The organism is Litchfieldella xinjiangensis (assembly GCF_000759345.1).
GTDB classification, from domain to species: Bacteria; Pseudomonadota; Gammaproteobacteria; order Pseudomonadales; family Halomonadaceae; genus Litchfieldella_A; species Litchfieldella_A xinjiangensis.
On the sequence record NZ_JPZL01000001.1, the window covers coordinates 1,122,987 to 1,149,013 of the forward strand.

General features: G+C 58.6%; 27 protein-coding genes and 1 pseudogene. 16 read left to right on the plus strand and 12 right to left on the minus strand.

Annotated features, from left to right (window positions below):
• Positions 1–16 precede the first annotated feature (16 nt).
• Together JH15_RS05230 and JH15_RS05235 are read right to left on the minus strand one after the other, a co-directional pair.
• A complete protein-coding gene (locus JH15_RS05230) occupies positions 17–1,204 on the minus strand; it encodes a CmpA/NrtA family ABC transporter substrate-binding protein (protein ID WP_043527663.1) in 1,188 nt (395 codons plus the stop codon).
• An 8-nt stretch (positions 1,205–1,212) separates the two neighbouring features.
• Positions 1,213–1,788 carry an ANTAR domain-containing response regulator gene (locus JH15_RS05235; protein ID WP_043527665.1) on the minus strand — a complete coding sequence of 192 codons (576 nt, stop codon included), beginning with the start codon at positions 1,786–1,788 and terminating at the stop codon, positions 1,213–1,215.
• A 390-nt stretch (positions 1,789–2,178) separates the two neighbouring features.
• On the opposite strand from JH15_RS05235, the gene JH15_RS05240 reads away from it, so the two are divergent.
• From JH15_RS05240 to kduD, 4 genes are all read left to right on the plus strand, one after another.
• Positions 2,179–3,528 (plus strand): NarK family nitrate/nitrite MFS transporter, encoded by a 1,350-nt coding sequence (locus JH15_RS05240; RefSeq protein WP_043527668.1) that lies wholly within the window; start codon positions 2,179–2,181, stop codon positions 3,526–3,528.
• A gap of 141 nt (positions 3,529–3,669) precedes the next feature.
• Entirely contained in the window at positions 3,670–5,529 is a 1,860-nt protein-coding gene (locus JH15_RS05245) for an ABC transporter ATP-binding protein (protein ID WP_043527670.1), read from the plus strand.
• 90 nt (positions 5,530–5,619) lie between these two features.
• The gene (gene kduI, locus JH15_RS05250; RefSeq protein WP_043527673.1) at positions 5,620–6,456 is read left to right on the plus strand and encodes a 5-dehydro-4-deoxy-D-glucuronate isomerase; all 837 of its coding nucleotides are present in this window, start codon (positions 5,620–5,622) and stop codon (positions 6,454–6,456) included.
• A 16-nt stretch (positions 6,457–6,472) separates the two neighbouring features.
• Complete coding sequence (gene kduD, locus JH15_RS05255; protein ID WP_043527675.1) at positions 6,473–7,234, plus strand: 2-dehydro-3-deoxy-D-gluconate 5-dehydrogenase KduD; 762 nt, start codon at positions 6,473–6,475, stop codon at positions 7,232–7,234.
• Between the two features lie 54 nt (positions 7,235–7,288).
• Here kduD and kdgR read toward each other — a convergent pair whose 3' ends face one another.
• Positions 7,289–8,098, minus strand: coding sequence for a DNA-binding transcriptional regulator KdgR (gene kdgR, locus JH15_RS05260; protein WP_043527677.1), 810 nt, complete (start codon positions 8,096–8,098; stop codon positions 7,289–7,291).
• Between the two features lie 270 nt (positions 8,099–8,368).
• On the opposite strand from kdgR, the gene JH15_RS05270 reads away from it, so the two are divergent.
• The 6 genes from JH15_RS05270 (at position 8,369) to JH15_RS05295 (ending at position 14,166) form a co-directional block, all read left to right on the plus strand.
• Positions 8,369–9,115: an oligogalacturonate-specific porin KdgM family protein gene (locus JH15_RS05270; RefSeq protein ID WP_043527681.1), complete on the plus strand. Its 747-nt coding sequence runs from the start codon at positions 8,369–8,371 to the stop codon at positions 9,113–9,115.
• Positions 9,116–9,211: 96 nt separating this feature from the next.
• Positions 9,212–9,703, plus strand: a complete 492-nt coding sequence (locus JH15_RS05275; RefSeq protein WP_043527683.1) for a TRAP transporter small permease — start codon at positions 9,212–9,214, stop codon at positions 9,701–9,703.
• Positions 9,700–10,998, plus strand: coding sequence for a TRAP transporter large permease (locus tag JH15_RS05280; RefSeq protein WP_043527685.1), 1,299 nt, complete (start codon positions 9,700–9,702; stop codon positions 10,996–10,998). The genes JH15_RS05275 and JH15_RS05280 overlap by 4 nt, the downstream gene beginning before the upstream one ends.
• Positions 10,999–11,021: 23 nt before the next feature.
• Positions 11,022–12,161: a beta-galactosidase BglB gene (bglB, locus tag JH15_RS05285; RefSeq protein WP_043527687.1), complete on the plus strand. Its 1,140-nt coding sequence runs from the start codon at positions 11,022–11,024 to the stop codon at positions 12,159–12,161.
• Between the two features lie 56 nt (positions 12,162–12,217).
• Positions 12,218–13,219, plus strand: coding sequence for a TRAP transporter substrate-binding protein (locus JH15_RS05290; RefSeq protein ID WP_043527690.1), 1,002 nt, complete (start codon positions 12,218–12,220; stop codon positions 13,217–13,219).
• A 110-nt stretch (positions 13,220–13,329) separates the two neighbouring features.
• Positions 13,330–14,166, plus strand: coding sequence for a sugar phosphate isomerase/epimerase family protein (locus JH15_RS05295; RefSeq protein ID WP_043527693.1), 837 nt, complete (start codon positions 13,330–13,332; stop codon positions 14,164–14,166).
• 54 nt (positions 14,167–14,220) lie between these two features.
• On the opposite strand, the gene JH15_RS05300 is transcribed toward JH15_RS05295, so the two are convergent.
• The 8 genes and pseudogenes from JH15_RS05300 to rhmD form a co-directional block, all read right to left on the minus strand.
• Entirely contained in the window at positions 14,221–14,400 is a 180-nt protein-coding gene (locus JH15_RS05300) for a hypothetical protein (RefSeq protein ID WP_043527694.1), read from the minus strand.
• Positions 14,397–15,944, minus strand: a complete 1,548-nt coding sequence (locus JH15_RS05305; RefSeq protein ID WP_043527697.1) for a purine-cytosine permease family protein — start codon at positions 15,942–15,944, stop codon at positions 14,397–14,399. The genes JH15_RS05300 and JH15_RS05305 overlap by 4 nt, the downstream gene beginning before the upstream one ends.
• A gap of 30 nt (positions 15,945–15,974) precedes the next feature.
• Entirely contained in the window at positions 15,975–17,411 is a 1,437-nt protein-coding gene (gene aldA / locus JH15_RS05310) for an aldehyde dehydrogenase (RefSeq protein WP_043527699.1), read from the minus strand.
• A gap of 117 nt (positions 17,412–17,528) precedes the next feature.
• Positions 17,529–18,248 (minus strand): annotated as a pseudogene (locus tag JH15_RS05315) (HpcH/HpaI aldolase family protein); the annotation flags it as partial.
• A 37-nt stretch (positions 18,249–18,285) separates the two neighbouring features.
• Positions 18,286–19,056, minus strand: a complete 771-nt coding sequence (locus JH15_RS05320) for an L-rhamnose 1-dehydrogenase Lra1 (RefSeq protein WP_043527704.1) — start codon at positions 19,054–19,056, stop codon at positions 18,286–18,288.
• Positions 19,057–19,095: 39 nt separating this feature from the next.
• Complete coding sequence (locus JH15_RS05325; protein ID WP_043527706.1) at positions 19,096–19,983, minus strand: amidohydrolase family protein; 888 nt, start codon at positions 19,981–19,983, stop codon at positions 19,096–19,098.
• Entirely contained in the window at positions 19,974–20,309 is a 336-nt protein-coding gene (rhaM, locus tag JH15_RS05330; protein WP_156105249.1) for an L-rhamnose mutarotase, read from the minus strand. The genes JH15_RS05325 and rhaM overlap by 10 nt, the downstream gene beginning before the upstream one ends.
• Before the next feature lie 23 nt (positions 20,310–20,332).
• On the minus strand, positions 20,333–21,517 hold the full coding sequence (rhmD, locus tag JH15_RS05335) for an L-rhamnonate dehydratase (protein ID WP_043527708.1): 1,185 nt from the start codon (positions 21,515–21,517) through the stop codon (positions 20,333–20,335).
• A 241-nt stretch (positions 21,518–21,758) separates the two neighbouring features.
• Here rhmD and JH15_RS05340 point away from each other — a divergent pair, with 241 nt between their 5' ends.
• The 3 genes from JH15_RS05340 (at position 21,759) to JH15_RS05350 (ending at position 23,811) form a co-directional block, all read left to right on the plus strand.
• Positions 21,759–22,712, plus strand: coding sequence for a LysR family transcriptional regulator (locus tag JH15_RS05340; protein ID WP_043527710.1), 954 nt, complete (start codon positions 21,759–21,761; stop codon positions 22,710–22,712).
• Between the two features lie 93 nt (positions 22,713–22,805).
• The gene (locus JH15_RS05345; protein WP_043527713.1) at positions 22,806–23,243 is read left to right on the plus strand and encodes a GFA family protein; all 438 of its coding nucleotides are present in this window, start codon (positions 22,806–22,808) and stop codon (positions 23,241–23,243) included.
• Positions 23,244–23,334: 91 nt separating this feature from the next.
• Positions 23,335–23,811, plus strand: coding sequence for a peroxiredoxin (locus tag JH15_RS05350; protein WP_043527714.1), 477 nt, complete (start codon positions 23,335–23,337; stop codon positions 23,809–23,811).
• Positions 23,812–23,839: 28 nt separating this feature from the next.
• Here the strand turns inward: JH15_RS05350 and JH15_RS05355 are convergent, their stop codons facing one another.
• On the minus strand, positions 23,840–24,121 hold the full coding sequence (locus tag JH15_RS05355) for a DUF5666 domain-containing protein (RefSeq protein ID WP_043527716.1): 282 nt from the start codon (positions 24,119–24,121) through the stop codon (positions 23,840–23,842).
• A 79-nt stretch (positions 24,122–24,200) separates the two neighbouring features.
• On the opposite strand from JH15_RS05355, the gene JH15_RS05360 reads away from it, so the two are divergent.
• From JH15_RS05360 to JH15_RS05370, 3 genes are read left to right on the plus strand one after another with little or no spacing between them, the layout of a single operon-like run.
• A complete protein-coding gene (locus JH15_RS05360; protein ID WP_052383905.1) occupies positions 24,201–24,710 on the plus strand; it encodes a DUF2243 domain-containing protein in 510 nt (169 codons plus the stop codon).
• Positions 24,710–25,498 (plus strand): cytochrome c oxidase assembly protein, encoded by a 789-nt coding sequence (locus JH15_RS05365; protein WP_052383906.1) that lies wholly within the window; start codon positions 24,710–24,712, stop codon positions 25,496–25,498. Before JH15_RS05360 ends, JH15_RS05365 begins: the two co-directional genes overlap by 1 nt.
• A 2-nt stretch (positions 25,499–25,500) precedes the next feature.
• Positions 25,501–25,989, plus strand: a complete 489-nt coding sequence (locus tag JH15_RS05370) for a GNAT family N-acetyltransferase (protein WP_043527718.1) — start codon at positions 25,501–25,503, stop codon at positions 25,987–25,989.
• Positions 25,990–26,027: the final 38 nt, after the last annotated feature.

Consider the following 26,027-nt stretch of genomic DNA (forward strand, 5'->3'; position numbering starts at 1 on the left):
GTCCTGCGCAGCGCCTCTAGGCGCCGGAGAAACGGGCCCCATCCATGAAGGCATCGGGCGCCATGTCGATATCACCGTGGCTCCCCGCAAGCGTCCAGTCCTGGGCATGGGCGCCTTCGACACGGGTATCCTCGACAGGCACCGAGAGGCCAACGGCCTCGGCGGCCTGACGATAGAGTGCAGGTCGTACACAGCGCTCCACGGCGGCCGAGAGGTCGAGCGCCTCGTCCAGGTGCCCCCAACGGCGCATCTGAGCGGCATACCACATGGTTTGCGAACGCCACGGAAAATTGGCGGCATGGCGATGAAAGCGGGTCGCTCCAGGCAGCCCGTCCCCGGACGTGCGTTCCGCAGGGTCCCGCATGCCTTGTTCCACCACATGCGGGGGGACGTCGAGATAGCCACCCTCGCACATCAGGCGCGCGGCCTTCGGGCGGTTGCCGGGGGCGTCGAGCCAGAGACACGCCCGTAACAGCGCGCGCAATACGGCCTGATGCGTGGCAGGGTACTGCTCCGCCCAGGCCTCTCTGACGCCAAATACCTTTTCCTGGCTTCCTCCCCAGATATCGAGGCTACCGCAGATCACGCGTCCGATGCCCTGGTGTTCGGCAAGGCTGTTCCAGGGCTCACCCACGCAGTAACCGTCCAGCTCCCCAGCCTGCAGGCGCGACGCCACCAGCGGCGGTGGCACCACACGCAAGGCCATGTCCGCATCGGGATCGACCCCCCCCGCCGCCATCCAATAGCGCAGGAGATAGCGATGTGAGGAGAACGGGTAGACATTGGCGAACCGCAGGGGCGGCTCACCCTGCTGGCGACGCTGCTCGACGACCGCAGCAAGCGCACGAGCGCTGTCGACCGGATCGGCGAGACCGCGCGGCGCATTCGCTTCCATGTGCCGATACAACGCCTGCGAGACGGTGATGGCATTGCCCCCGGTGTTCAGCGTCAGTGCCGAAAGCATCGGCGTCTTGCGCCCATCCAGTCCCAGGGTCGAGGCCAGCGGCATCAGGGCCAGCAGCTGGGCACCATCCAACAGGCCAAGCTGCATGGCATCGCGCAGCCCCGCCCACGACGTCTCGACACTGAGCGTGACCTCGAGGCCCTCGGCGGCAAACAGGCCATGCTCCAAGGCAACCACCAGCGGCGCAGCATCATTGAGCGGCAAGACGCCGAGGGTGAGTCGTGTAATCTCGGGCTTCATCGATTCTCCTACCTCTTTCCCGCAGCGGTCAGCAGCTCTTGCGCGAGTTCATGGATGGTCATGCGTCGGTTCATGGCGGTCGTGCGCAGGTACTGGTAAGCCGCTTCCTCGCCGATACTGCGCAGTTCCATGACCAGGGCCTTGGCACGATCGATACTGCGTCGCTGGGCCAACGTTTCCTGGGTGCGTGTCAGCTCCCCCTTCAATGCACGATGCGACTCGAAGCTGGCGATCGCCACATTGACCATGGATCGCATCAGCGCCGGCTGCACGTGATCGACGACATAGGCACTGACCCCTGCCTTGGCCGCGATGCGGGTCAGATCGGGCGATTCCTGTTCGGCCAGCATGATCATGGGCTTGGGGTAACGCCGTCCCAGTTGGCCCACGTGCTCCAACGTATCGCGGCTGGGCAGCGCTGAGTCGATGATCACGGCATCGGGTGCCAGCCGTTCCACCACGGCATGCAGATCCTGCTGTTCATCGACGGTAGCCACGACCTCGAAGCCGGCGTCGCCCATGGCCTGCTCCAGCTCCTGGGATCGCTCGGGTTTGGCATCCACGATCAGCACCCTGATGGTCATTCCACCTCCCCTAAGACGTTGCCTGAACGGCACACCACCCTGCATTAGCCTGGATAGCGTTCAATACCCCGACTCATAAGCCAAGCAAGAAACGCGCCACAACAGGCTGAGAGAGAAAAGCGCGCAGAGCGTGCGCTCGCCTCAATGCTACGTCACTCGTGTGCTTGGTGATGGTGCAGCGGAGCCAATCCATGCGCCAAAACGGCGCTGAAGCTCAAGATGCCCCTAACGCAACGTCCTGATTTGACGACGTTCAACTCGCCTGGCACGACGCTTGCTTTATAACGAGTGAATAGCAGGACGTGGACCAGGCCCCGAGGGGCACGAGTGCGTCGAACCGGGACCTTCAAAGACGAAGGTCGCTCCCCCTACGTTCGACGAGGTGTGCTCATGGAAATCAAGAACAAGGCCAATCGAATTCGGCTGTTCTCACTCAAGACCCCGCAGATGCGAGCCTTTCATTTCTCCTGGTTCGCCTTTCATATCTGCTTCTTCGGCTGGTTCGGCATTGCCCCGCTGATGGCGATCGTGCGCGACGACCTGGGGCTGACCAAGACTCAGATCGGCAACACCATCATCGCGTCGGTGGCCATCACCATCGTCGTGCGCCTGATCATCGGCGTGCTGTGTGACCGTATCGGGCCACGCAAGGCCTACACCTGGCTGCTGTGCCTTGGCTCGTTACCGGTGATGGCGATTGGCCTGGCCTCGAGCTTCGAAACGTTCTTCCTGGCGCGGTTGGCCATCGGTGCCATTGGGGCCTCGTTCGTCATCACCCAGTACCACACATCGGTCATGTTCGCGCCCAACGTCGTGGGCACCGCCAATGCCACATCGGCCGGCTGGGGCAACCTGGGCGGTGGCACGACCCAGATCGTGATGCCGCTGATCTTCTCGGGCATGCTGATGCTCGGGGTCAATGAAGCGTTCGGCTGGCGCCTGGCCATGGTCGTGCCCGGGGTGGTGCTGTTCTTCACCGGCATCGCCTACTACCTGTTCACGCAGGATGCACCCGACGGCAACTTCGACGAGCTGCGCGCCCGCGGCGAGCTGCCTCACGCCAAGGGTGAACATGGCATGGGCCAGAGCTTCAAGGCCGCCGCCAAGGACATTCGGGTGTGGGCGCTGTTCGTGGTGTATGCCGCCTGCTTCGGGGTCGAGCTGACCATCAACAACATCGCCGCCATCTACTTCTTCGACAATTTCGAGCTGACGCTGGCCACCGCCGGGATGATCGCCGGCCTGTTCGGGCTGATGAATATCTTCGCGCGCACATTGGGCGGGGTCTTTTCCGATCTGTTTGCGCGCAACAATGGCTTGAAGGGCCGGGTCCGCTGGCTGTTCATCGCCATGCTGTGTGAAGGCGTCGCCCTGCTGTTCTTCTCGCAGATGCACGTGCTGACCCTGGCCATCGGCATCATGCTGGTGTTCAGCCTGTTCGTGCAGATGGCCGAAGGGGCCACCTTCGGTGTGGTGCCTTTCATCAACAAGAAGGCCCTGGGCGCCGTGGCGGGCATCGTCGGGGCCGGCGGCAACGCCGGGGCAGTCGCTGCGGGCTTCTTGTTCCGTTCGGAAGCGCTCACCTACCAGCAGGGACTGTTCTATCTGGGCATTGCCGTCATCCTTGCCTCGCTATGTGCCCTGGTGGTGCGCTTCTCGCCCGAGGTAGAGGCAGAAGAGAGCGCCGCCTACCGTAATGCGGCGGCCGGCGACGAGACATCCGCTCTCTCCCTACGCTGAAGGCTATCTGCCTCTACTTGCATTCATTGCCTTGCGCCGCCCCACGGGGCGGCGTTTTCGTGCCCGTTCTGCCCGCAGCTGTTCCCGAGACGCTGAAGCGCTAGACTGGAGGGCCGTTTCCAACCTCACGAGAAGCTTGTTTTGTCGTCACGCCGCGCTGTTCCTCCCTCGTCCAACGGGGCTCCTCTCAGCGGATTCTTCAGCGTCTTTCGCTACAGCCGCCGTGCCCTCGAGCTGGTCTGGTCCACCTCGCGTGGCCTGACGCTGGGCCTGGCCCTCTGTACCCTAGTGGCAGGGATTCTGCCGGCCGTAGCCGCATGGGTCGGCCAGCTGATCGTCGATGCCGTGGTCGCGGCCATGGAAAGCCACCAGAACGACGAGACGGCGAGCGCGCTGGAGACCGCCTGGCCCGTGCTGCGCTATGTCGCGCTGGAAGCGCTGGTCATCGCATGCATCGCCCTGGCCCAGCGCGGCCTCTCGGCCCAACAGTCGCTGCTTCGCGCCCTGCTCGGCCAGAAGGTCAACGTGATGATCCTCGAGAAAGCGGGCCACCTGTCGTTGGCCCAGTTCGAGGATTCCGAGCTCTACGATCAGTTGACCCGGGCCCGTCGTGAGGCCTCCTCGCGCCCGCTGGCGCTGGTCAACAAGACCTTTTCCCTGCTGCAGAACGCCATATCGCTGGCCAGCTTCGGGGTCCTGCTCGTCCAGTTCTCACCCTGGGCGTTGTTGATCCTGGTCATCGGTGCCCTGCCGGTGTTCGCCTCCGAGGCGAAGTTCTCTGGCGATGCCTTCCGGCTGTTTCGCTGGCGCTCGCCCCAGACCCGCATGCAGATCTATCTGGAAACCGTGCTGGCCCGCGAAGACACCATCAAGGAGGTCAAGCTGTTCGGTCTCGCGCCGCTGTTCCTGCAACGGTATCGGGACATCTTTCGCACCCTGTATGCCGAAGACAGGGGGCTGACGATTCGCCGTGACACCTGGGGATTCCTGCTCGGTCTGCTGGGCACCCTGGCCTTTTATGGCGCCTATGCCTGGGTGGTCGTGGAAACCGTGGCCGGAACGCTGACGCTCGGCGAAATGACCATGTACCTGATGGTGTTCAAGCAGGGCCAAGCGGCGCTGTCAGCCAGCCTCACCGCCATCAGCGGCATGTACGAAGACAACCTCTACCTGTCGAATCTCTACGAGTACCTAGAACAACCCACCGAGGCCGATAGCGGCCAACGGCGTACCGGCGAACTTCCCGGCGACGGCATTCGCTTCGAGCACGTGGCGTTTCGCTATCCCGGCATGGACGAGCCCGTCCTTCAGGATATCGATCTGCACCTTCGCCCGGGCGAAAGCCTGGCCCTGGTGGGCGAGAACGGCTCGGGCAAGACGACCCTCATCAAACTACTGACCCGACTCTATGCCCCCAGCGAGGGGCGCATCCTGCTCGATGGCAGCGACCTGAGCGATTGGGAACTGGCCACGCTGCGCCGGCGTATCGGAGTGATCTTCCAAGACTTCGTGCGCTACCAACTGCCGGTGGGCGAAAACCTCGGCGTCGGAGATGTCGACGCATTCCATGACGAAGCGCGCTGGAAAGCCGCCGCCCAAAGCGGCCTGGCCGATGGATTCATTGCTGGCCTGGGCGGCGGCTACCACACGCAGTTGGGGCGCTGGTTCAAGGGCGGGCAGGAACTCTCGGGTGGACAGTGGCAGAAAATCGCACTGTCACGTGCCTACATGCGCGAGCACGCCGACATCCTCGTGCTCGACGAACCGACCGCCGCCATGGATGCCGCCGCCGAAGCGGACGTCTATGCTCAGTTCCGGGAACACGCCCGGGACAAGATGACCATTCTGATCTCGCACCGCTTTTCCACGGTTCGCGCCGCCGATCAGATTCTGGTCATGGCCCACGGCCGCATCGTCGAACGAGGCAACCACGAAGACCTGCTTGCCGAAAACGGTCGCTACGCCCACCTGTTCCGACTGCAGGCGGCCGGGTATCGATGACTAGGCAAGCCTAACCTTGAATAGCCCCAGAACCGATGATAATTTAAACCTACGTTTTGATTTTATAAAACCAACGGTTCTGGAGATAACATGGAAATCCGTCAGGCCATCCACAGCGAACACGCCAAAACGCTGGATACACAGGGGCTTCGCGACCACTTCCTGATCGAAGAGATCTTCGCCGAGGGTGAGCTGAAGCTGACCTACAGCCACCTCGACCGCCTCATCCTCGGCGGTGCCCTGCCTACCGATCGGCCGGTCACCGTTCCCGAAACCATGAACAAGCACACCGGGACCGATTATTTCCTCCAGCGCCGCGAGCTGGGGACGATCAATATCGGCGGCCCCGGCCGCGTGACCGTGGACGGCGAGACGTATGCCATCGGTACCCACGAGGCACTCTATATCGGCAAGGAAAACCGCGATATCCAGTTCGAGAGCGATGATGCCCAACATCCGGCAGCATTCTATCTGTGCAGCGCTCCTGCCCACCAGGTCTTCCCGACCCGCAAGATTACCGTGGAAGAAGCGTCACCGCAGACCCTAGGCGACACGTCGAAGAGCAACCGCAGGACCATCAACAAGTACCTCGTTCCCGATGTGCTACCCACCTGCCAACTGCTCATGGGCCTGACACGCCTCGAAGAAGGCAGCCTGTGGAATACCATGCCTTGTCACATACACGATCGCCGCATGGAAGCCTACTTCTACTTCGACATGGCCGACGATAGCGTGGTCTTTCACATGATGGGCGAACCACAGGAGACACGGCACCTGATCGTACGTAACCGTCAGGCCGTGCTGTCGCCCAGTTGGTCGCTGCACTCCGGCGTCGGCACCGGCAGCTATACCTTCATCTGGGCCATGGCCGGTGAAAACCAGACCTTCAGCGACATGGACTTTATCGATACGACCCAACTTCGCTGATTTCACGGAGGCTTTCATGAGTGCAACGCTATTCGACCTGAAGGGCAAGACCGCCATCGTGACGGGCTGCAACACGGGCCTCGGCCAAGGAATGGCTCTCGGCCTTGCCGAAGCCGGGTGCAATATCGTCGCGGTCAACCGCCGCGCGCCAGAAGACACGCAACGCCACGTCGAAGCACTGGGGGTGGGCTTTCTCTCGATAGAGGCCGACCTCGGCAGCACCGCTCCGATCGAGGACATCCTGGTGCGCACCCAGGAGACCTTCGGCCACGCCGATATCCTGGTGAACAACGCCGGCACCATTCGCCGTGCCGATAGCCTGGAGTTCACCGAGAAAGACTGGGACGAGGTCATGGACGTCAACCTCAAGAGCCTCTTTTTCCTGTCCCAGGCATTCGCCCGACGCTGCATCGATAAGCAGCGTCGCGGCAAAATCATCAACATCGCTTCGATGCTCTCTTTCCAGGGAGGCATTCGGGTGCCCTCATACACCGCATCCAAAAGTGGCGTGCTTGGACTGACTCGGCTGATGGCTAATGAGTGGGCTCCGAAAGGCATCAATGTCAATGCCATCGCCCCAGGTTACATGGCTACCAACAATACTGAGGCACTGCGAAACGATCCAGAACGCAGCGAGGAAATCCTCAAGCGCATACCGGCCGGACGTTGGGGCGAATCGGAAGATTTGGCTGGCGCCGCCGTGTTTCTGGCCTCCTCAGCATCGGACTATGTGCATGGGCATGCTCTGGCCGTGGATGGTGGCTGGCTGGCACGATGAGCGACCTCATCGAGGCTTGCATGACACGGCCCTAGGCCGTGTCATGCGTAGCCCTCAGGTGACTTTGGTCATAAGGCCGAATCGGTAATCGTGATACCCCAAACCTTCGGAAACATGTTTGCCGGCCTCGTGCAGCAAGCGAATGTACTCGGCTCGTTTCTCGGCGTCATAGCGAACCACCGGAAACGATAAGCTAAGCGCTGCTATGGCCTGGCCGAAGCGATCGAAAACCGGCACTGCCAAGCAACGAACGCCAAGCTCGGCCTCTTCCCTGTCTTCTGCCACACCCTCGTCACGAATCTCTGGCAACTCTTGCATGACTGCCTCGACGCTGGTGAGCGTATGCACGGTACGCGCCACGAAGTCGACCGACGACAGTACATCACGGGCTTGATCGGCAGGCATCCAGGCCAGCAACGTCTTTCCCATCGCCGTGGAGTAAACGGGGCTTCGCCGGCCAATACGCGACTGCATGCAAAGGTTGAACTGTGAGTCGTACTTGTGCAGATACACGATGTGGCTGCGGTCCTCATCCAAGGCACCCAAGTGAATCGCCTCATGCGTGGTCTCGGAGAGCTTTCGCATCTCCGCATCGGCCAGTCGGACCAAGTCAACGTTCCCCAACGCCGACGCTCCCAGCTCGAACAACTTGAGGGTCAGTGAATATTTCTCCGACTCCTCATCCTGGGACACGTAACCCAACTCCTTCATGGTTTGAAGAAAGCGGTAGGCAGTGCTCTTTGATGTGAAGGCCCGCTGGGAGAGCTCGGAGAGGCCTATGTCTCGCTGTTCAGCCAGCCCCTCGAGAATCGCGAACACCTTCATGACAGCTGCCACATTGTCGGGCTTTTGCGACACGGCCATAACCCTGAGCACCTCGTTTCATAAAAAATGGAATACCGGTCTGAATGTTACGCAAACCCGCCATAACTGTCACTCTCCTTCGCTCTAACGCTCCTTCGGCATCCCCATCAATAAATCGACCAAAGTATAAAAGAAACGTCGTTTCATTTTTATAGCAACGTCTATACAGTAAATATAAACCAGAGGATCGAGGTAGACACAGCCAAGCAGTTCACCTCGAAGCAGTATGCCTTCTGGGAGCCCACCCATAACATCAATAACGGAGAAGACATGCACTTAGCTCACCTTGCCAAAACCAAAGGACTGATGGGTCTCATAATCGCCGGAGCGGCCCTTGCGACGACCGGTTCAGCATGGTCTGCAGACAATATTCTGACGATGAAGCTGGAGCAGACCACCAATGACCACGCCTTGACGCTGCCTAAGATTGCGATCACTCGGGTATTCGACGATAGCTCTGCTCTGACGTTGGAGAAATCCTGGTTCTGGCAGGACGACGTGCATGAGGATGGCTGGCCAAAGCATGACGAGGCGTTCACCAACTATTCATTTCCTGCCTGGCGTTTTGGCCAGGAGCAGCGATGGGCGGTGACGCCGCAGATCGGCGCCAAGTTTCGTTCTAATGTCACGCGCGCGCTGGCTGGTGTGAAAGTCGGCTATGGCGGAGATAGCTGGAGCCTATCGACCCGCTACCGTTACGAGCACGAGACCACCCATGAAACGGCGGAAGAGGGCCGAGCTGGCCGAATCGATATCTATGCCAGCTACGATATCGATGACACCTGGACACTGCTTTATAACCCCCATTACCACTTCAAGCATGAAAGTGACTCACCCGACTTTGGCACGGGTGACAGAGACTATCTGGAGCATGAACTCCTCGTATTTCACCACCTGAATACCCATAACACCGTTTTTGGGGGCTATATCCAGAGGGATAGAAATAGTGGCCAGGCCGGCACGGACCCAAATCAACGGGTGAGTTCCTGGCTGATAGGCTATCAGCATAAATTTTAATCTTATTTAGCAGGGGCGGGGACTCCCCGTCCTCTCTATGGCAGTATCGAGTGGCTATGTCACTATCGGGTGGCCGGGACAATGAAGGAGTAGATCGTGATCACGGTGCGCAAGCTATTAGACAGAATCATACAGTTTTTCTGCTGTTCGATATTCCTGCTCATGGTCATCGTGGCGAGTTGGCAGGTAATCAGCCGCTATGTCCTCAATAGCCCAAGCACCGTATCGGAATCATTCCTGAAGTTTTCGCTCGTTTGGCTATCCCTCATAGCTATAGCCTATGTTGCAGGACAAAGAGAGCATGTCAGTTTAACGCTATTAACCGATCGATTAGACGGCATACTGAAGCACATATCCAACATATTGATAGAATTATTCTTCATCGCGTTTGCTGCATTTATCCTGTTATACGGCGGGACTCAATCGACACTCAATACCATGAGTCAAGTTTACCCGATGCTCCAGGTTCCCAAAGGACTTCTCTACCTCTCTCTTCCCGTATCTGGGGCCATCATTATCATTTATTGCTTACTCAACATAAGCGACATAGTCAAGTCACCGAAGAAGAATAGGGGCGTAACGTCATGATCATGGATGCCGGGGTCGTCTTGGTCCTATCGTTCTTCGTATTACTTGTGCTCGGCATGCCTATTGGGATATGCATCGCTGTTTCATCCATGGCGACCATCATCATCGCGTTGCCGGCAGAAATCGCCATCTTTACAACGGCACAAAAGATGGTATCTAGCCTGGATAGCTTTACCCTGCTTGCGGTGCCCTTCTTTATTCTATCCGGCGTCCTCATGAATAATGGCGGCATTGCCTTGCGCCTGGTTAACTTTGCCAAATTGTTTGGTGGGCGTATCCCGGGTTCCCTGGCCCATACCAATATCGTCGGCAACATGATGTTCGGGGCCATCTCGGGTTCAGCGATTGCCGCCTCGACGTCAATTGGCGGAGTCATGGTTCCGATGGGGGTCAAGGAGGGCTATAGCCGCCCCTTCTCGGCAGCTGCCAACATCGCTTCGGCACCAACCGGTATGCTCATACCGCCGACAACGGCCTTCATACTGTATGCCCTGGCCTCAGGAGGCACATCGATATCCGCTCTGTTTGCTGGTGGTCTCGTTGCAGGCTGCCTATGGGGGATCGGCTGCATTCTCGTTGCCTTTCTCGTCGCGAAATCACGCGGCTACACCACGAGGATCGAGATAAGGGATGCCTCCGTAAAAAAAATAATTCTTGATGCCATGCCGAGCCTGTTCTTGATCGTCATCATTATTGGCGGCATCGTGCTAGGTGTTTTCACTGCAGTCGAAGCGTCTGCCATCTCCGTCATATATACGATGTTTTTAACCATGGTCGTCTATAAGACAATAAACCTTGGGTCTTTCAGCACATCATTAATCAAGGCCACCGAAACCACTGGCGTCATCATGTTTCTGCTGGCAGCGTCTTCTGCCATGTCATTCGCCATGTCGATTACCGGTCTTCCCGCCGCGTTGAGCACAGCCATACTCGGCATATCCGAAAATCCGGTCATCGTGCTGATGATCATTACACTCTTGCTCCTCGTGATCGGCTGTTTCATGGATATCGGTCCGGCGATTCTCATCTTTACACCCATCTTGCTTCCCATCACCAAGCTCATCGGCATCGATCCCGTGCATTTCGGCATCATTATGGTGTTCAACCTCTGCATTGGCACCATTACCCCTCCCGTAGGCACGGGGCTTTTCGTAGGCGCTGGTGTGGCGAAAGAGAAGGTAGAGAAACTGCTAGTTCCCCTTCTTCCTTTCTATGCGGTCATCTTCTTGATCCTGATCCTGCTGACCTACATACCTGAAATCACACTATTCCTCCCACGCATAATGGGCCTTTGAACCGAACTGACCAGGAACGACCGATGAAAGTGTTCAACGTAAAACATAGTAAGCTCCTGAAACAGGAAGAGCGTTTCATCGATAAGCATGATGTCACGGAATTGATCAAGCGCTGCATCGATAACCTGATCAATATCAAGGATGAAACCGGAGAGTTCCTACTTCACCTTGACGACGGCCGCACCATCGATACTAAAGGCTGGGCGGGCTGGGAGTGGACCCACGGTATCGGCCTGTATGGCATGTACAAGTACTACGAGCAGACGGGCGATCAAGCGGCCCTGGCCATCATCGATGGCTGGTTCCGGGATCGTTTCAGCGAGCCTCTGGCAACGAAGAATGTCAATACGGTCTGCCCCTTCCTGACTCTCGCCTACCGCTATGAAGAGACCCACCGCAAGGAGTGGCTCCCTTACCTCCAGGCGTGGGCTGATTGGGTCATGTACGACATGCCCCGTACCGACAAGGGTGGACTGCAGCATGTCGTCTACAACAGCGAAAATCATCAGCAGCTGTGGGACGACACCCTGATGATGAGCGTGCTTCCCCTGGCCAAGATCGGCCTCTTACTCGACCGGCCCGAGTATGTAGAAGAAGCCAAGTACCAATTCCTGCTGCACGTTCAGTATTTGATGGATCGCCAGACGGGGGCCTGGTTCCATGGCTGGACCTTCGACGGGCATCATAACTTTGCAAATGCATTATGGGCCCGCGGCAATAGCTGGCTGACCATTGTCATTCCCGAATTCCTCGAACTTCTCGATCTACCCGAGAACGACGCTCTACGACGCTTTTTGATCCAGGTGCTCGAATCGCAGGTCGAGGCACTTACCCAGTGGCAATCCGACTCAGGCCTTTGGCATACCTTGCTGGACGATCACGATTCTTACCTGGAGGCATCCGCTTCCGCCGGTTTCGCCTACGGGCTGATGAAGGCCGTTCGTCTGCGTTATATCGACGCCAAGCACTATGCAACCGCCGAGAAAGCAGTCAAGGGCGTTATCAGCAATATCAACGCCGATGGAGAGCTAGAGCAAGTCTCGTTCGGCACGGCCATGGGGGACGATCTCGATTACTACCGAAACATTCCCTTGACGTCCATGCCCTACGGTCAGGCCATGGCAATTCTATGTTTATCCGAATACATGAGAACTTATCTATAACACCCGGTCCGATCATGGACAGCATAGCCTCAACAACAGCAAACAAGGAGTCGATCATGACCACGCCGCGCTATTCCAAAACCCTGCTGACGACCGCTGTAGCACTCCTGGCAGTCGGGGGAAGCACTGCCCATGCACAACAGGATGTCAATCTCAAGCTGGCTTACGCCCAGAACTCACAACCCGTCAAAGATGCCTTGGCCAAGTTCGGCGAGCTGGTCGAAGAAAAGTCGGAGGGCTCGGTAAGCGTCACTTATTTCCCCGATAGCCAACTGGGTGGAGAAACCGAACTTGTAGAGATGCTCCAGACCGGCGCTGTTGATATGACCAAGGTCTCAGGTGGCTTGATGGGGAGTTTTTCACCCCTTTATCAAGTATTTTCGATGCCCTACCTGTTCGATGACCAGGAGCACTTCCGCAAGGTCATGAACGATCAATCCATCATGAACGACGTGTATCAATCGACAAAGGATCAAGGCTTCGTGGGGGTAGGCTGGTACGACTCGGGACAGCGTAACTTTTACATGGCGGATACCCCCATTGAAGAAGTCTCTGACCTGACTGGCAAGAAAATCCGCGTGATGCAGAGCCAGACCGCTGTCGATACGATGGAGCTTCTAGGCGCCTCGCCTGTCGTCATGGCCCAGGAGGAGGTGTACACGGCATTACAGCAAGGGGTGCTGGACGGTGCGGAGAACAATGAATTCGCCCTAACTACGGCACGCCATGGTGAAGTCGTCGACTACTACTCCCTCGATGGCCACACCCGTATTCCGGACATCATTCTGATAAGCAACAGCGCGCTCGAGTCTCTCTCCGAGGACCAACGCGAAGCGGTAATGGAATCCATTCGGGAATCCACCGAGTTCCAGCTCGATGAGTGGGCAGAAGCCGTTGCTGAAGCACGGGAGCAGATCAAGAATGAATTTGACGTCGAGATCAATGAGGTCGATATCACGCCCTTCCAGGAAGCCGTACAACCCATGTACGAGAGGCTGAAGGACAATCCCGAGCAACATGCTCTCTACGAGCAGGTCAAGGAACTTAGCAACAACTAATGACTTACGGTGTTGCCTGTATAGCAGGCAGCATTCGATCACCCCCGATACCTAACTTATTTAAATACGTGTTATCGCCCTGTATAGGGCGATAACGCAACGGATTGCTTATGAATATTGGAATCAGAGCACACGACCTACCGAAAAAGCCACTCGACGAGCTGGTCGCGGATCTGGCTAACCGCGGCTTGCGCTGCACCCAGCTTGCACTTGGCAAGTCGTTCGACTTTCCTTCGGACGTAGGGAATCTAAACCCCGGAATAGCCAATTATATTGGCGCAGCGTTCCAAAGAGCCGATATCCAGATTGCCGTGCTGGGCTGTTATGTCAATATCATTCATCCCGATCCCAACGAAAGACGCCGAGCCTTGGCTCGCTTCAAGGATCATATACGATTTGCTAGGGACTTCGGTTGTAGCATCGTCGGCACGGAAACGGGCAATATAAATGCCGATATCGTCTATACCGAGGAGAACTTTAACGAAGCCCCCTTCCTGGAAGTCGTCGAGGTGGTCAAGGAACTAGTGGAGGAAGCCGAAAAGTTTGGTGTCATGGTGGGTATCGAGCCCGGCGTGAACCACCCGCTTCATTCACCAGACAAGGTCAGACGCTTGCTGGAAAGCGTCGACTCGAACAACTTGCAGATTATTTTCGATCCTGTCAATTTCCTGACCGCCGATAACTATCACCAGCAACGAGATATCCTCAAGGAAGCCATCGATGGCTGGGGCGACCGAATCGTCGTCATCCATGCCAAGGATTTCATTATAGAGAATGGTTCGCTTCGCCCGGCGCCATTAGGCAAGGGCTTACTCGACTATCCGTTCCTGTTTGAGCAGCTCGGTGAGAGCAAGCCTTACATCAATATTCTCATGGATGAAATCGATGTCCATGACATCGAAGACGGCGCTCGTTATCTACGTACACTATTACCACAGCAGGTATGAGCCCAACAGGAAACCCCGGGCTAACGAATCCCGGGGCTCTCGTGGGCGCATCGGTCACTCAACGGATGCTTCTCTTCCCATCCATAGCGGTGTCACCAGGAACCAGACGATAGTGGTGGCTAGTACCGACCACTTCATCGCTGCCTCGCTCATGACATCGAACAAGAAAAGCATTGGAAAGAGTGCGGTCAGGATCAACATAAATACTGAGATTACTTGCAGCATTTTTTTCATAGCGATAATCCCTTATTCGTACCTGAGGCAGGGACAGTAGCGCCCTTGTCTTGCCCGGAGGTTTGACGTGCTACCCTTGAGGATGGATTACGCTGGGCTACGAAGCTCAAGCTGATGAACAATATTGCGGCGATGAACCAACCCGGCAAGGCCACGAAGAAGATCTCGATACCGGCGAACTCAACGAGCACCAGACAGATGGCCAGCGTGATTAGCCAAGCACCAAGCACCGGATAAGTCATCCGATGCCCTGCGTATTCTGCATGGAAGCTTTTCAGTCCTAGCTTGGGCAACACCCAGAAATCGATAAAGATCACCGCGCCGATCGGCATCAAAAGCAACCCGTACAGTGCCACGAAACCCAGCAGTTGCATGGCTACCCCCGGAAACATGGCCACAAGCGTGGTCAGGAGCCCGGTCGCTATCGTCACCTTGAAGCGTGAGGCACTGGGAATGATCGCCTGGAAAGCCAGCCCTGCCCGGTAGATCGTCGGGTTGGCGGTCGTCCAACCAGCGATGATCACACAGATCAATCCCGCCACGCCCAGCGCTTGATCGGCCAATGGCCCGGGTAAAGGATTCGGGATGTTACCGGCTTCCGCTGCGGCGATCATCGCACTGTCACTCGTTAGTCCTGCCTCGTACATCTGAAAGGCGAACAGCATGGAGGCGGCCAGCCAGGCCATGAAATGGCCAACGTACATTCCCGCTGCGGAGGCGATGCTATACCAACTCTTGTGTGCGAAACGCAGTACCGAAAGATCGGCCATACCGACATGCATGGCCATGTTCGCGAACCAGGCGAAAAAGATCACATGCCATATGGAGAAGGTTGGCTGGCCCGGCACTTGCACTCCAGTCCAAATCGCCGTGTCGGCCAGTGCCCAAAGGTCACCAGCCGAGGTCACGCTGGAGCCCGATGCATCAATGAACCATTTGAGCGAGACGATACCGAAGCCGAGAAAGATCAATACCATCCAGGGCGCGGCGATATTGGCGAACCAAGACACGAAACGGTAACCATATGCCGCCACCAGCGTGATGACGATGCCAACCGCTAGTACGCTGAGCACCCAGCCTAAGCTGCTGGGGGTCATGTCGGCGAGGGTCGGCAACGGGAAGCCAAACCAGACCCCCACCGCCGTTGCCGAAACGGTGATCATCGCGCCCGCCAGGAAACAGAACGCCAGGCCGTTGGCCAAATTATAAAGAATGACCGTATAGCGGCCCGCGATCTTTTCCAGATGGTAATACAGCGTCAGCCGAACCCGTGTAGCAATAGGGGCAGTTAGCAACAGCCAGCTCAACACTGCTAGCAGATTGCCGATGATCAACCCCACGATCACATCGAAGGCCCCTACCCCTGCCAGCACGAACAGAGGGCCAATCATCAGCTCGGTGCCGGCGGTATGTTCGCCGGCATACATGCCGATGAAGCTCTTGAATCCCATCCGGGCCCTATCGGGCACTGGTTGGCGCTCGTACTCTCCTCCGACCGGGGCTGATTCGCCCCCTGCCGACTGTGTCTTTATCGTGTCAGTCATGAAAACTCACCCCTTTGTTATTGATGAGGCTCAGGTCTCGAGGTAAACCACATGGCTATGGGTGTATTCGTAGAGCCCATGCTTGCCGTCAGCCCCGCCGATGCCCGACTTGCGCACCCCGGCGTGGAAGCCTTGCATGGCCTCGAAGTTTTCACGGTTGACGTAGGTCTCGCCGAAATCGAGGCCACGGCACGCCTGCATGGCGTTTTTGAGACTGCGGGTATAGATGGACGATGTGAGGCCGTACTCGCAATCGTTGGCCAGGCCAATGGCTTCATCCAGGTCGTCGACAATCTGAATCGGTAATACCGGGCCGAAGATCTCCTGACGCATGATGGTCATCTCCTGGCGGCAGCCGGCCAGCACCGTGGGCTGATAGTGATAGCCCGCGCCAAGGTCGGCGACCTTGCCACCGGTGATCAGCTCAGCCCCTTCTCTCTGAGCGGCCTCGACCATCTGAGCCACCTTGTCGAGGCCAGCGCGATTGATCAGCGGCCCCATGTCCAGGTCGCTTTGGGCCAGCGGATCACCGTAGCGGGTAGCATCCATGGCCTTGGCCATCTTCTCGACGAAGGCTTCGGCAACACCGCGCTGAACATAGACACGCTCGGCGCAGTTGCAAACCTGGCCACTATTGATGATGCGAGAGCCATGGATGGCTTTCACTGCCAGGTCGATATCGGCGTCATCGAGCACGATCGCCGGTGCCTTGCCGCCCAGTTCCAGATTGAGCTTGGTGATATTGTCAGCGGCACTGGCCATGATCCGTGACCCGGTGGCAACGCTGCCGGTGAAACTGATCATGTCGACCTCCGGACTGGTGGTCAGGGCGCTACCGGTCGTGGCCCCGCTGCCGCTGACCACGTTGAACACGCCTGGCGGCAGGCCCAGCGTATCGACCAGCTTGGCGAACTCGAAGCAGTTGTTGGGGGTCTCTTCGCTGGGCTTGATCACGATGGTGTTGCCCGTCACCAGCGCCGGCGCCATCTTGCGGGCGATCAGGAAGAACGGGAAGTTCCAGGGCAGGATGCCAGCGACCACACCCAGCGGCTTTCGAAACAGGAAAATGTTCTCGTTGGGACGGTCGCTTTCGATGATCTCGCCTTCGATCCGCCGCCCCCACTCGGCCATGTAATCGAGATAATCTGCCGTGAAATTGACCTCGACCTCGGCCAAGGCGCTGACCTTACCCTGCTCTTCGGTGATGACGCGGGCCAGATGGGGGACGTTCTCGCGTAGCTTGCTTGCCAGGCGATGCAAGAAGGCAGCGCGTTCCACCGCGGGACGCGCGACCCAGCCCTTCTGAGCCGACCGGGCAGCAGCCAGGGCGCGTTCCACATCGGCACGACCGGATTCCGGCACCCGGGACAGCAACGCCTGGTTCGCAGGATTGAAAACCTCGAGGTGGTCGCTCGCCGACTCGAAGGTACCGTTGATGTAGTTCTGGTAGGTCGTGGGCTGGCTCATGACAGGACTCCTGTTGTCGTTATGGGTCAAATCGGGTTAGTAGGTTGACGAGGCCGACCCCGAGGAGGCCCCTTCCTTGTAGTGCGCAATGGTGGCCAGGGCCGCCTGTCGCAGTAGGCTGATATCGATGCCCACGGCAATGAATCGGCACCCCATCGATTGATAGTGGCGGGCGTCGGCTTCGACGGGGGCCAGAATACCGACCGGCTTACCGGCCGCCTGGACGGCCTCGATGGCATGAACAATGGCAGCCTGAACATCGGGGTGTCCGGGATTGCCGGGGTGGCCCATTCCCACCGATAGATCGGCGGGTCCGACGAACACGGCATCCACGCCCTCCGTGGCGGCAATCGCTTCCACGTTTTCGATACCGCGAGGCGACTCCACCTGCACGATAAGGCAGAGTTCCTCATGCGCATGGGCCAAGTAGTCGTCGACACCATCCCAGCGGGTGGCGCGTACTAGGCCGCCCCCCACGCCGCGCATGCCATGGGGCGGATAACGCATGGCACGTACCAGGGCCGTGGCTTGGTCGGCGCTCTCGACCATGGGCACCATCAGCGTCTGGGCACCGATATCCAGCAACTGCTTGATCAATGCCGGATCCTGATTGACGGTGCGCACCACTGGAGCGGAATCGTAGGGCGCCACAGCCTGTAGCTGGGCAAGAATCGCCGGCACCGTATTGGGTGCATGCTCGCCATCGATCAGCATCCAGTCGAAACCGGTGCTCGCCGCGATCTCTGCGGCATAGCCGGTGGCGAAGCCGGCCCATAGGCCATATTGGACCTCACCGCCGGCCAGCGCGCGCCGGAAAGGGTTGACGGGCATATGCATGAAAATCTCCTTGGCCTATGGCGCATGGGTAAGGGCGTTACTGCAGGTTCACGTACATGCCGCCGTCGACCAGTAGCGAAGCACCCGTGACGTACTGGGCCATGTCCGAGGCCAGAAAGACGATTGGGCCGGCCAGATCCTCGGGGCGGCCCAGGCGTCCCAGCGGGGTTCGGCTGGCCATGTATTCACGCTTGTCGGTGTCGGCGAGATCGTCCTTGTTGATGTCGGTTTCGATCGTGCCGGGCAACAGGGCATTGCAGCGGATGCCGTAGGGTCCCAGAGCAATGGCGCAGGACTGCATGAGTGACAACAGTCCGGCCTTGGTTGGGGTGTAGTGGGTCTGCATACCGCCGCCCACCAAGGCGCTGATCGAACTGACGGCAATGATCGCGCCGCCCCGCCCTTGACGTTTCATCTGGTTCGCGGCCGCCTGCACGGCGAAGAAGGCACCGTTGAGGTTGGTATCGACGGTTTTTAGATAGGTTTCGCGCGGCATATCGAGAAAACTATGGAAAGGGCAGATACCGGCGTTGTTGACGAACACATCGACACCATCGAAGTGGCTCACGGCCGCCTCGACCAGCTTATCGCCCGTATCCGGGTCTTCGGCCGGCGCCCCGACACCTACAGCGCCCCGCCCCAGCGACTCGATCTCGTTAATCAAGTCTTCCACCGCGGGGCGACTGGACTCACTGCCGCTGTAGCCGATGATGATATTGGCCCCCTGCCGGGCGCATTCCACAGCGGCGGCGCGACCGATGCCACGCGAAGCACCGGTGATGATGACGGTCTTGTCCTTAAGCAGCATGACGGACTCCTGAAAAATAAGGTGTGGACGAGCTACCGGTCACAGCCGATAGACACGCCGGGCATTATCGACGAATAGGGCACGTCGCTCCGCTGCCGATGCCTCGGTGACGATCTCGGCGTAGGCGTACCAAATGTCTTGGTAAGCGGCGTAGAGGCCATCCACCGGGTAGTTCGAGGCAAACAGGCAGCGCTCGACGCCAAAGGCATCGATGGCCTCCAGAATCAGGGGACGAATACTGCCCACCGTCCAATCATGATCGAGCATGCCGAAGCCGCTGAGCTTGACCATGACATTGCTCTGGGCGGCCAACAGGCGCAGGCCGTCGCGCCAGGCCCGCCATCCCGTCACCCCTTGGCGGTCGACATACATGCCGGCGTGATTGAGCACGAACAACGTTTCGGGGTGCTCTGCGGCCAGTTGTGCGGCTCGGGCCATCTGGGAGGGGTAGATCTGAAGGTCGAAGGAGAGCCCCAGACGCGCCAGTTGGGAAAAGTTGTCCTGCCACCCAGCCTCCTCCATGTAATGCCGGCCTACATAATCAAACAGCGGGTCAGCATGAACATTGAGAATCTGGCGAACCCCGCGCACCTGATTCGACAGTTCGCACTGAGCCTCGAGGTGGTCGATGGCCTCCGGCTTGGAAAGATCGGCGCCCACCACCAAGGCACTCGGCAGGCGTACTTCCTGTCGGTTCAGCTCGTCCACCAACCAACGGGTTTCAGCCAGGGGATCTACCGCATCGGCCTCGACATGTACCAAGCCCAGAAGCTCGATATCGCCGCTAACCGTCAGCAATTCACCGGGACCAAAGTCCTTCGCCATGGGCGCGTAGTCGCCGAGCAGATTTGGCGTGGGATGCTCGAGCCAGGGCTGGTTGCCCTGGGCGAGCGCCCAGAAGTGCACATGGGGATCGATCACTTGCATACAGGGGCTCCTGGCAGAAATGTGAACACCTCTTCGAGGTCGACGCTGATAGGCGACTGATCCTCATGGGTGTCCATGATATCTGCCATGTAATCCCACCAGCGGCGCATTACCGCAAGCTCGGGTAAATGGGCGGTCCGATGGTCTTCACACAGCACCATGATCGCAAACAGATGATGCGTTTTCGGGTCGAGGAAGATGCGATACTCCTCGACACCGGCCGCCTGTAGCGCTTCGGCAAGCTCCGGCCAAAGCGCGTCATGGCGTTGACGGTATTCCTCCGCCTGGCCGGGATGCAGTGTCATGCGAAACGCCTGTATCGGCATGGCTCTCCTCCTCTCGATACCGATCAGTGCGTGTAGGGACGAGCCAGCTCACAATCAGGGTTGAGACGTACCCCAAACCCGGGCTTATCGAGTGCAGATGCCGGCATTCGACCATTCTCCGGCACCGGCTCGTCTAGCAGCAGCGGGTTGAACATCGGCACCACCTCGTCCGCCTTGGGCGCCATCATCAGGAATTCGGCAAAGGGACTGTTGTGGCGCGTGATCACGAAGTGATAGCTATAGACCGATGAGCCATGCGGCACGACGAGCTTATTGTGGGCGTCGGCCAGTGCTGAGATCTTGATCAGCTCGGTAACGCCCCCGCACCAGCCTACGTCCGGCTGAATGACGTCGCAGCAATCCATCTCGAGAAGCAGACGGAAGCCCCAGCGTGTCGCCTCGTGCTCGCCGGTATTGACCAACATGCCCTTGGGCACGTCACGCTTGAGCTGGGCATAGCCCCAGTAGTCATCGGGCGGGAGTGCCTCTTCGATCCACTTGAGGCCGTATTCCTGTGCCCCCTGGGCGAGTCGTGTGGCGTAATTGAGGTCGAGACTCATCCAGCAGTCATACATCAGCCAGAAATCATCGCCTACGGCACTGCGCATGTCTGCCAGGTGCGCCAGGTTACGGTTCAGTCCTTCCTCGCCCTCGGCCGGCCCATGTACCAGCGGCATCTTGCCGCCAATGAAACCGAGCTGCTTGGCCAGATCGGGGCGGGCCCCGGTAGCGTAGAAGGTCAACTCGTCACGCACAGGCCCCCCCAGCAGTTGGTGAACCGGCTCGCCGCGCACTTTACCAAGCAGATCCCACAAGGCGAGGTCGACACAGGAGATGGTATTGATCACCACGCCCTTGCGTCCGTAATACAGCGTGGCATTGAACATCTGGTCCCAGATCTTTTCGATCTCGGTGACGCGCCGACCTTCGATGAAGCGCGCCAAATGCTTCTCGACTATCCAAGCCCCGATTTCACCACCGGTCGTTACCGCGAAACCAACCGTGCCATCACTTGCTTCCAGTTCCACCACCAACGTGCCCAGTACATTCAAACCAAAACTGCGCCGGGTCATACGATATTCTGGATATTTGCTCATAGGGGTGGCGATTTGGGAGTCGATCCAGTGGCCCTCAGCCTGGTCGTGGTAATCGGCACCGCCACCACGAACGGTATAGGCACGCACCTGCTTGATGGTCACTTCACTCATGGACTCCCCCTGTGACATAAATCGATTGTTAGTAACGTTCTACTCACGAGAGGCGAGGCCGACCAATGAGATTACTCTCTCAACCGATACCTTATTGTTATCAACTGACGCCAAGCCGCATGCTAGAGTGATTTCAGTGAAAGCCGAGTAAGTCGCACATAGCCCTGGATTAGACTAATGTCGGGGTCTGGGGCCTGGCTTTGTAACATAATCTATAGGTATCGATAAACGGGGCTTGGCGATGGAGGGATATCAAGCACTACTCAGCCGACTGCGCTACAAGCATCTGCTGATGATTTCGACGCTCGGCAAACGTCGAAATCTTCATCAGGCCGCCGATGCCATGTTCATGTCCCAACCTGCAGCCACACGCATGCTGGGCGAGATCGAAAAGGTGTTCGGCTGTCTATTGTTCGAACGCACCACTCGTGGAATGCAGCCCACCGCGGTCGGTGAAATGCTGATCGACTTTGCTGACAACGCCCTGACCCGCCTCGATCGCTGTGCAGAAGAGGTCCATCGCTTTCAGCTCGGAGGGCGGGGGCAGTTGACAGTCGGCGCGATCATGGGTGCCGCGCCGGACCTGGTGGCTCAGGCCATCATAGAAATGAAGCGCCAACGACCATTACTGCAGATTCGCCTGATGGGGGAAACCAGCGACCAACTGATCGACCTTCTCGAGCAAGGCAAGGTCGATCTCGCTATAGCTCGCTACGCCAGCGCTATCCAGCACAATCAATTCGACTTTGAGCCTCTGGGCAACGAAACCATGATTACGGTCGTGCGTAGTGGTCACCCGCTTTGCTCGGGAGACCTGCCGCCGCTGGAAGCGTTGCTCGACGATTGGCCCTGGATTCTGCAACCGATGACGACTCCAGCACGCCAGGCCCTGGAAAAGGAGTTCGAGATGGAGGGCCTGGTGTCGCCAAGAGACATCATCGAGTGCGGCTCGATTTTCGCCGCCTTGCAACTAGTGCAGAAGAGCGATGCCCTCCTGGTCATGGCAGAAACGGTATTGCGTGACCATTTATCAGCGGGGCTCATCGAGAGGCTCTCTCTCGCGGTGGGTCGTACGCTCTCCCCTTTCGGCCTGCTGACAAGAAAGAACACTTTCTACAGCGAGCCGATTATCGGCTTCTGTGACATCCTCCGGCGTAATGCGTCTGCCTGGCGCCTTCAAGGGGGCCTAGAATAGTGAACACCCCGGGGTGCGCTTGCACTCTCATTTGTTACTGATGGCGTTTCCCAAGCCGACTACACTGCGTAAAACCAATCGGGGAGCGCAGTCATGACGGAATACAATGAATTCCAGGGTAAATGTCTATGTGGCGCCGTGTCCCTTAGCGTGAAAGCGGAGGGGCACAGCGTCGCGGCTTGCCATTGCCACATGTGCCGCACCTGGTCCGGTGGGCCAATGCTGGCCCTCGAGGGGGTCACCCAGGTCAATCTGCAAGGCGAGGAGCATCTCACGGTATTCGCCTCGTCGGAATGGGCCGAACGGGGCTTCTGCCGTGAATGCGGCACCCACCTCTTCTATCGCTTGCGTGAGGGCAGCCATTACGCGGTACCCGTCGGCCTGGTCGACCAAGGCGAACCCTGGCAGTTCGATACCCAGATATTCATCGACGACAAGCCGGGCCTGTATACCTTCGCCAACAAGACGACGAACATGACCGGTCAGGAAGTCTTCGAAGCGTTCGCTGGCGCGCCCGGGAACACCCCCTGACCTCGATGAGCGTGGCCATCGCTTTACTCGTCCCGGCCCCTTGCTACAGTGACAAGGCGTCAATTATTTCTTCGCAAAAGGATCTGCAATCATGACCATCTCAGTAGGCGACCGCATTCCCGACGTGACCGTGAAAACCAATGGCTCCGAAGGGCCCGAAGACCTCTCTACCGGGGATCTGTTTGCCGGCAAGAAAGTGGTGCTTTTCGCGGTACCCGGCGCCTTCACCCCGGGCTGCTCGAACTTCCATATGCCCGGCTTCGTGGAAAAGGCCGATGAGATTCTCGCCAAGGGTGTGGATACGATAGCCTGCATGGCGGTCAACGACGCCTTTGTTCTGGATGCCTGGCAGAAGGAGCACAAGGCCCAGAAGATCGTGATGGTCGCCGACGGCAACGCCGAGTTCGCCAAGGCACTGGGACTCGACATGGATGCCAGCGGCGGCGGTATGGGTACACGCTGCAAGCGCTTTGCGCTGATCGCCAACGATGGCGTAATCGAGTACTTGGGCGTCGATCCCAAGGGGGTCCACGAAAGCAGCGCCAATACCGTACTCGAGCAGCTCTAACGCTCGGTGTGATTGGCGCCGACCCGGATCAGCCGTCGCGCTCGATTTCCTTGGCTATGTGGCGGCTGTTTTCGTACTCGTAGTCGATCACCACGCTATCGCCTGCGTGGATATCCTCAAGGCCACTGAGTTCTTCAGTAAATTCGGTGTCATTGGTCACATAGACCGTGATGCCGTGAACCGTCAGGGTCTGCGCCAGGGTGTCCACCTCGTCGACCTGACCTTCGATGTCGTCGACTTGTGCAATGGCCGACGCACTAATGAGAGCAACCAGACCCACCCAATGGCGTGCCTTCAAAAATAGTGGCATGGAGCCTCCAGAATTCAGGTTATGGAGTATCAAGCATTGACGCCTTTCGCTGGGTCTTCAAGCCAGGAAGCTTCAAACCATGAGCGACGCCCCGCCCCCAGATACCAAACGCTCGCTACGCTATGCCGTCCTGGTAGGCATCGGCTTGATGGCGGCCATCGACGAGATCGTCTTTCACCAGCTTTTGCAGTGGCATCATTTCTTCGACCGCGCGACCCCAGGGATCGGTATCGTCTCCGATGGGCTATTGCATGCGGTGGAATTGCTGGCCTTGATAGCCGGTGGCTTTCTGCTCGCCGATCTGGCGCGACGTCAACGCTTGGCCCGACCTTGGGTGTGGGCCGGCATTGCCCTCGGCATGGGCGGATTCCAGCTGTTCGACGGCCTCGTCAACCATAAGCTGTTGCGCATCCACCAAATCCGCTACGACGTCGATCTGCTCGTCTATGACCTGACCTGGAACGGGTTTGCGGTGGCCCTTCTGGTGCTCGGCGTGGCCCTCGTCCAGCGTGCCCGAACGTACGACCGAACTAGCTCGAGTCGACACGGGCCGGCCCAGGGCGAACACGCAGGGCCACAGGATCGCTGATGGTAGCGCTTGTACTCGTAGGCGTGCTGACGGTGGCTTACCTGTGGGCCGCCTACGGCCAGCGCCGTCGTTGGTCGCACTTACACACCTGGGCCTTTCTTGCCGGTAGCGGGGTACTCATCCTCGCGCTCTCGCCACCGGTTGCGCACTGGGCGCATCATGACCTTCGCGGTCACATGGTTCAGCACCTGGCGATCGGCATGCTGGTATCGCTGGCCTGGGTTCTCGCTGCGCCGATGACGTTGTTGTTGCGCCAGTTGCCTACGCCGTACGCGCGCCGGGTGGTGGCGTGGCTGCAAAGCGCCCCCGTGCGGGTGATTGCGCATCCCTGCGTGACCTTGCTGCTCAACATCGGCGGTATGTATCTGCTATACCTGACCCCGTTATTCGTGGCCACCCAGCACTCGCCGATCCTGCATCACTGGCTACATTTTCACTTCCTGGTGGCGGGCTACCTGTTCTGCTGGTCGATACTCGCGGCCCCCGATGCCACGCCCCATCGGGTGTCACGGCGGCTCAGGCTGGGCGTGCTGACGCTCTCTATCGCTGCGCACGGCGTACTGGGCAAGTTGATGTACGGCTATGGCTGGCCGCGCGGCACGTCGCACTCGCTCGAGGACATCCAAGCCGCTGCGCAGCTCATGTATTACGGCGGCGACCTGGCCGAAGCCCTGCTGGCCATCGCCCTGTTCAGCCTATGGTATCGCCGTTCCGGCAGGCGCCGTGCCGGCTTTGCGACTCGCGGCGTGCATGAGAAGATGCCGATTCATCATCCGGCAAGGCATTGAACATGGAAATCACCCCGATCAACGAGCATGAGTTCCAGCGCTTCTGGCCCGTATTCCGCGCCATCGTCGAGGCTCGTGAGACGTATGCCCTGGATCCGGCCATGACGTACGACACTGCATATCGACTCTGGTGCGAACTTCCTCAAGCCACCTTCGTGGCCAAGGAGAACGGTGAGGTGCTGGGCTCCTATTACCTGAAAGCCAATGCCGCCGGCCCCGGCGATCACGTCTGCAACTGTGGCTACATGGTCGCACCGGAAGCGCGCGGCAAGGGCGTGGCCCGCGCCATGTGCGAGCATTCACAGAAGATCGCTCGCGAATCGGGCTTTCTCGCCATGCAGTTCAATGCCGTGGTCGCCACCAACGAAGCGGCGGTGGGACTCTGGCAGTCGCTGGGCTTCACTATCGTCGGGACCGTGCCCCAGGCCTATCGCCATGCTCGGCTCGGGCTGGTGGATACCCATGTCATGTATAAACGCCTTCAGGAGTGATCGACCTGGGTGTGCTTCAGGCACGCCCTATGCAAGGC

Coding starts and splice junctions, on each gene's coding strand:
- JH15_RS05230 (WP_043527663.1), bottom strand. CDS start 1,204: ATGAAGCCCGAGATTACACGACTCACCCTCGGCGTCTTGCCGCTCAAT.
- JH15_RS05235 (WP_043527665.1), bottom strand. CDS start 1,788: ATGACCATCAGGGTGCTGATCGTGGATGCCAAACCCGAGCGATCCCAG.
- JH15_RS05240 (WP_043527668.1), top strand. CDS start 2,179: ATGGAAATCAAGAACAAGGCCAATCGAATTCGGCTGTTCTCACTCAAG.
- kduI (WP_043527673.1), top strand. CDS start 5,620: ATGGAAATCCGTCAGGCCATCCACAGCGAACACGCCAAAACGCTGGAT.
- kduD (WP_043527675.1), top strand. CDS start 6,473: ATGAGTGCAACGCTATTCGACCTGAAGGGCAAGACCGCCATCGTGACG.
- kdgR (WP_043527677.1), bottom strand. CDS start 8,098: ATGGCCGTGTCGCAAAAGCCCGACAATGTGGCAGCTGTCATGAAGGTG.
- JH15_RS05270 (WP_043527681.1), top strand. CDS start 8,369: ATGCACTTAGCTCACCTTGCCAAAACCAAAGGACTGATGGGTCTCATA.
- JH15_RS05280 (WP_043527685.1), top strand. CDS start 9,700: ATGATCATGGATGCCGGGGTCGTCTTGGTCCTATCGTTCTTCGTATTA.
- bglB (WP_043527687.1), top strand. CDS start 11,022: ATGAAAGTGTTCAACGTAAAACATAGTAAGCTCCTGAAACAGGAAGAG.
- JH15_RS05290 (WP_043527690.1), top strand. CDS start 12,218: ATGACCACGCCGCGCTATTCCAAAACCCTGCTGACGACCGCTGTAGCA.
- JH15_RS05295 (WP_043527693.1), top strand. CDS start 13,330: ATGAATATTGGAATCAGAGCACACGACCTACCGAAAAAGCCACTCGAC.
- JH15_RS05300 (WP_043527694.1), bottom strand. CDS start 14,400: ATGAAAAAAATGCTGCAAGTAATCTCAGTATTTATGTTGATCCTGACC.
- JH15_RS05305 (WP_043527697.1), bottom strand. CDS start 15,944: ATGACTGACACGATAAAGACACAGTCGGCAGGGGGCGAATCAGCCCCG.
- aldA (WP_043527699.1), bottom strand. CDS start 17,411: ATGAGCCAGCCCACGACCTACCAGAACTACATCAACGGTACCTTCGAG.
- JH15_RS05320 (WP_043527704.1), bottom strand. CDS start 19,056: ATGCTGCTTAAGGACAAGACCGTCATCATCACCGGTGCTTCGCGTGGC.
- JH15_RS05325 (WP_043527706.1), bottom strand. CDS start 19,983: ATGCAAGTGATCGATCCCCATGTGCACTTCTGGGCGCTCGCCCAGGGC.
- rhaM (WP_156105249.1), bottom strand. CDS start 20,309: ATGCCGATACAGGCGTTTCGCATGACACTGCATCCCGGCCAGGCGGAG.
- rhmD (WP_043527708.1), bottom strand. CDS start 21,517: ATGAGTGAAGTGACCATCAAGCAGGTGCGTGCCTATACCGTTCGTGGT.
- JH15_RS05340 (WP_043527710.1), top strand. CDS start 21,759: ATGGAGGGATATCAAGCACTACTCAGCCGACTGCGCTACAAGCATCTG.
- JH15_RS05345 (WP_043527713.1), top strand. CDS start 22,806: ATGACGGAATACAATGAATTCCAGGGTAAATGTCTATGTGGCGCCGTG.
- JH15_RS05350 (WP_043527714.1), top strand. CDS start 23,335: ATGACCATCTCAGTAGGCGACCGCATTCCCGACGTGACCGTGAAAACC.
- JH15_RS05355 (WP_043527716.1), bottom strand. CDS start 24,121: ATGCCACTATTTTTGAAGGCACGCCATTGGGTGGGTCTGGTTGCTCTC.
- JH15_RS05360 (WP_052383905.1), top strand. CDS start 24,201: ATGAGCGACGCCCCGCCCCCAGATACCAAACGCTCGCTACGCTATGCC.
- JH15_RS05365 (WP_052383906.1), top strand. CDS start 24,710: ATGGTAGCGCTTGTACTCGTAGGCGTGCTGACGGTGGCTTACCTGTGG.
- JH15_RS05370 (WP_043527718.1), top strand. CDS start 25,501: ATGGAAATCACCCCGATCAACGAGCATGAGTTCCAGCGCTTCTGGCCC.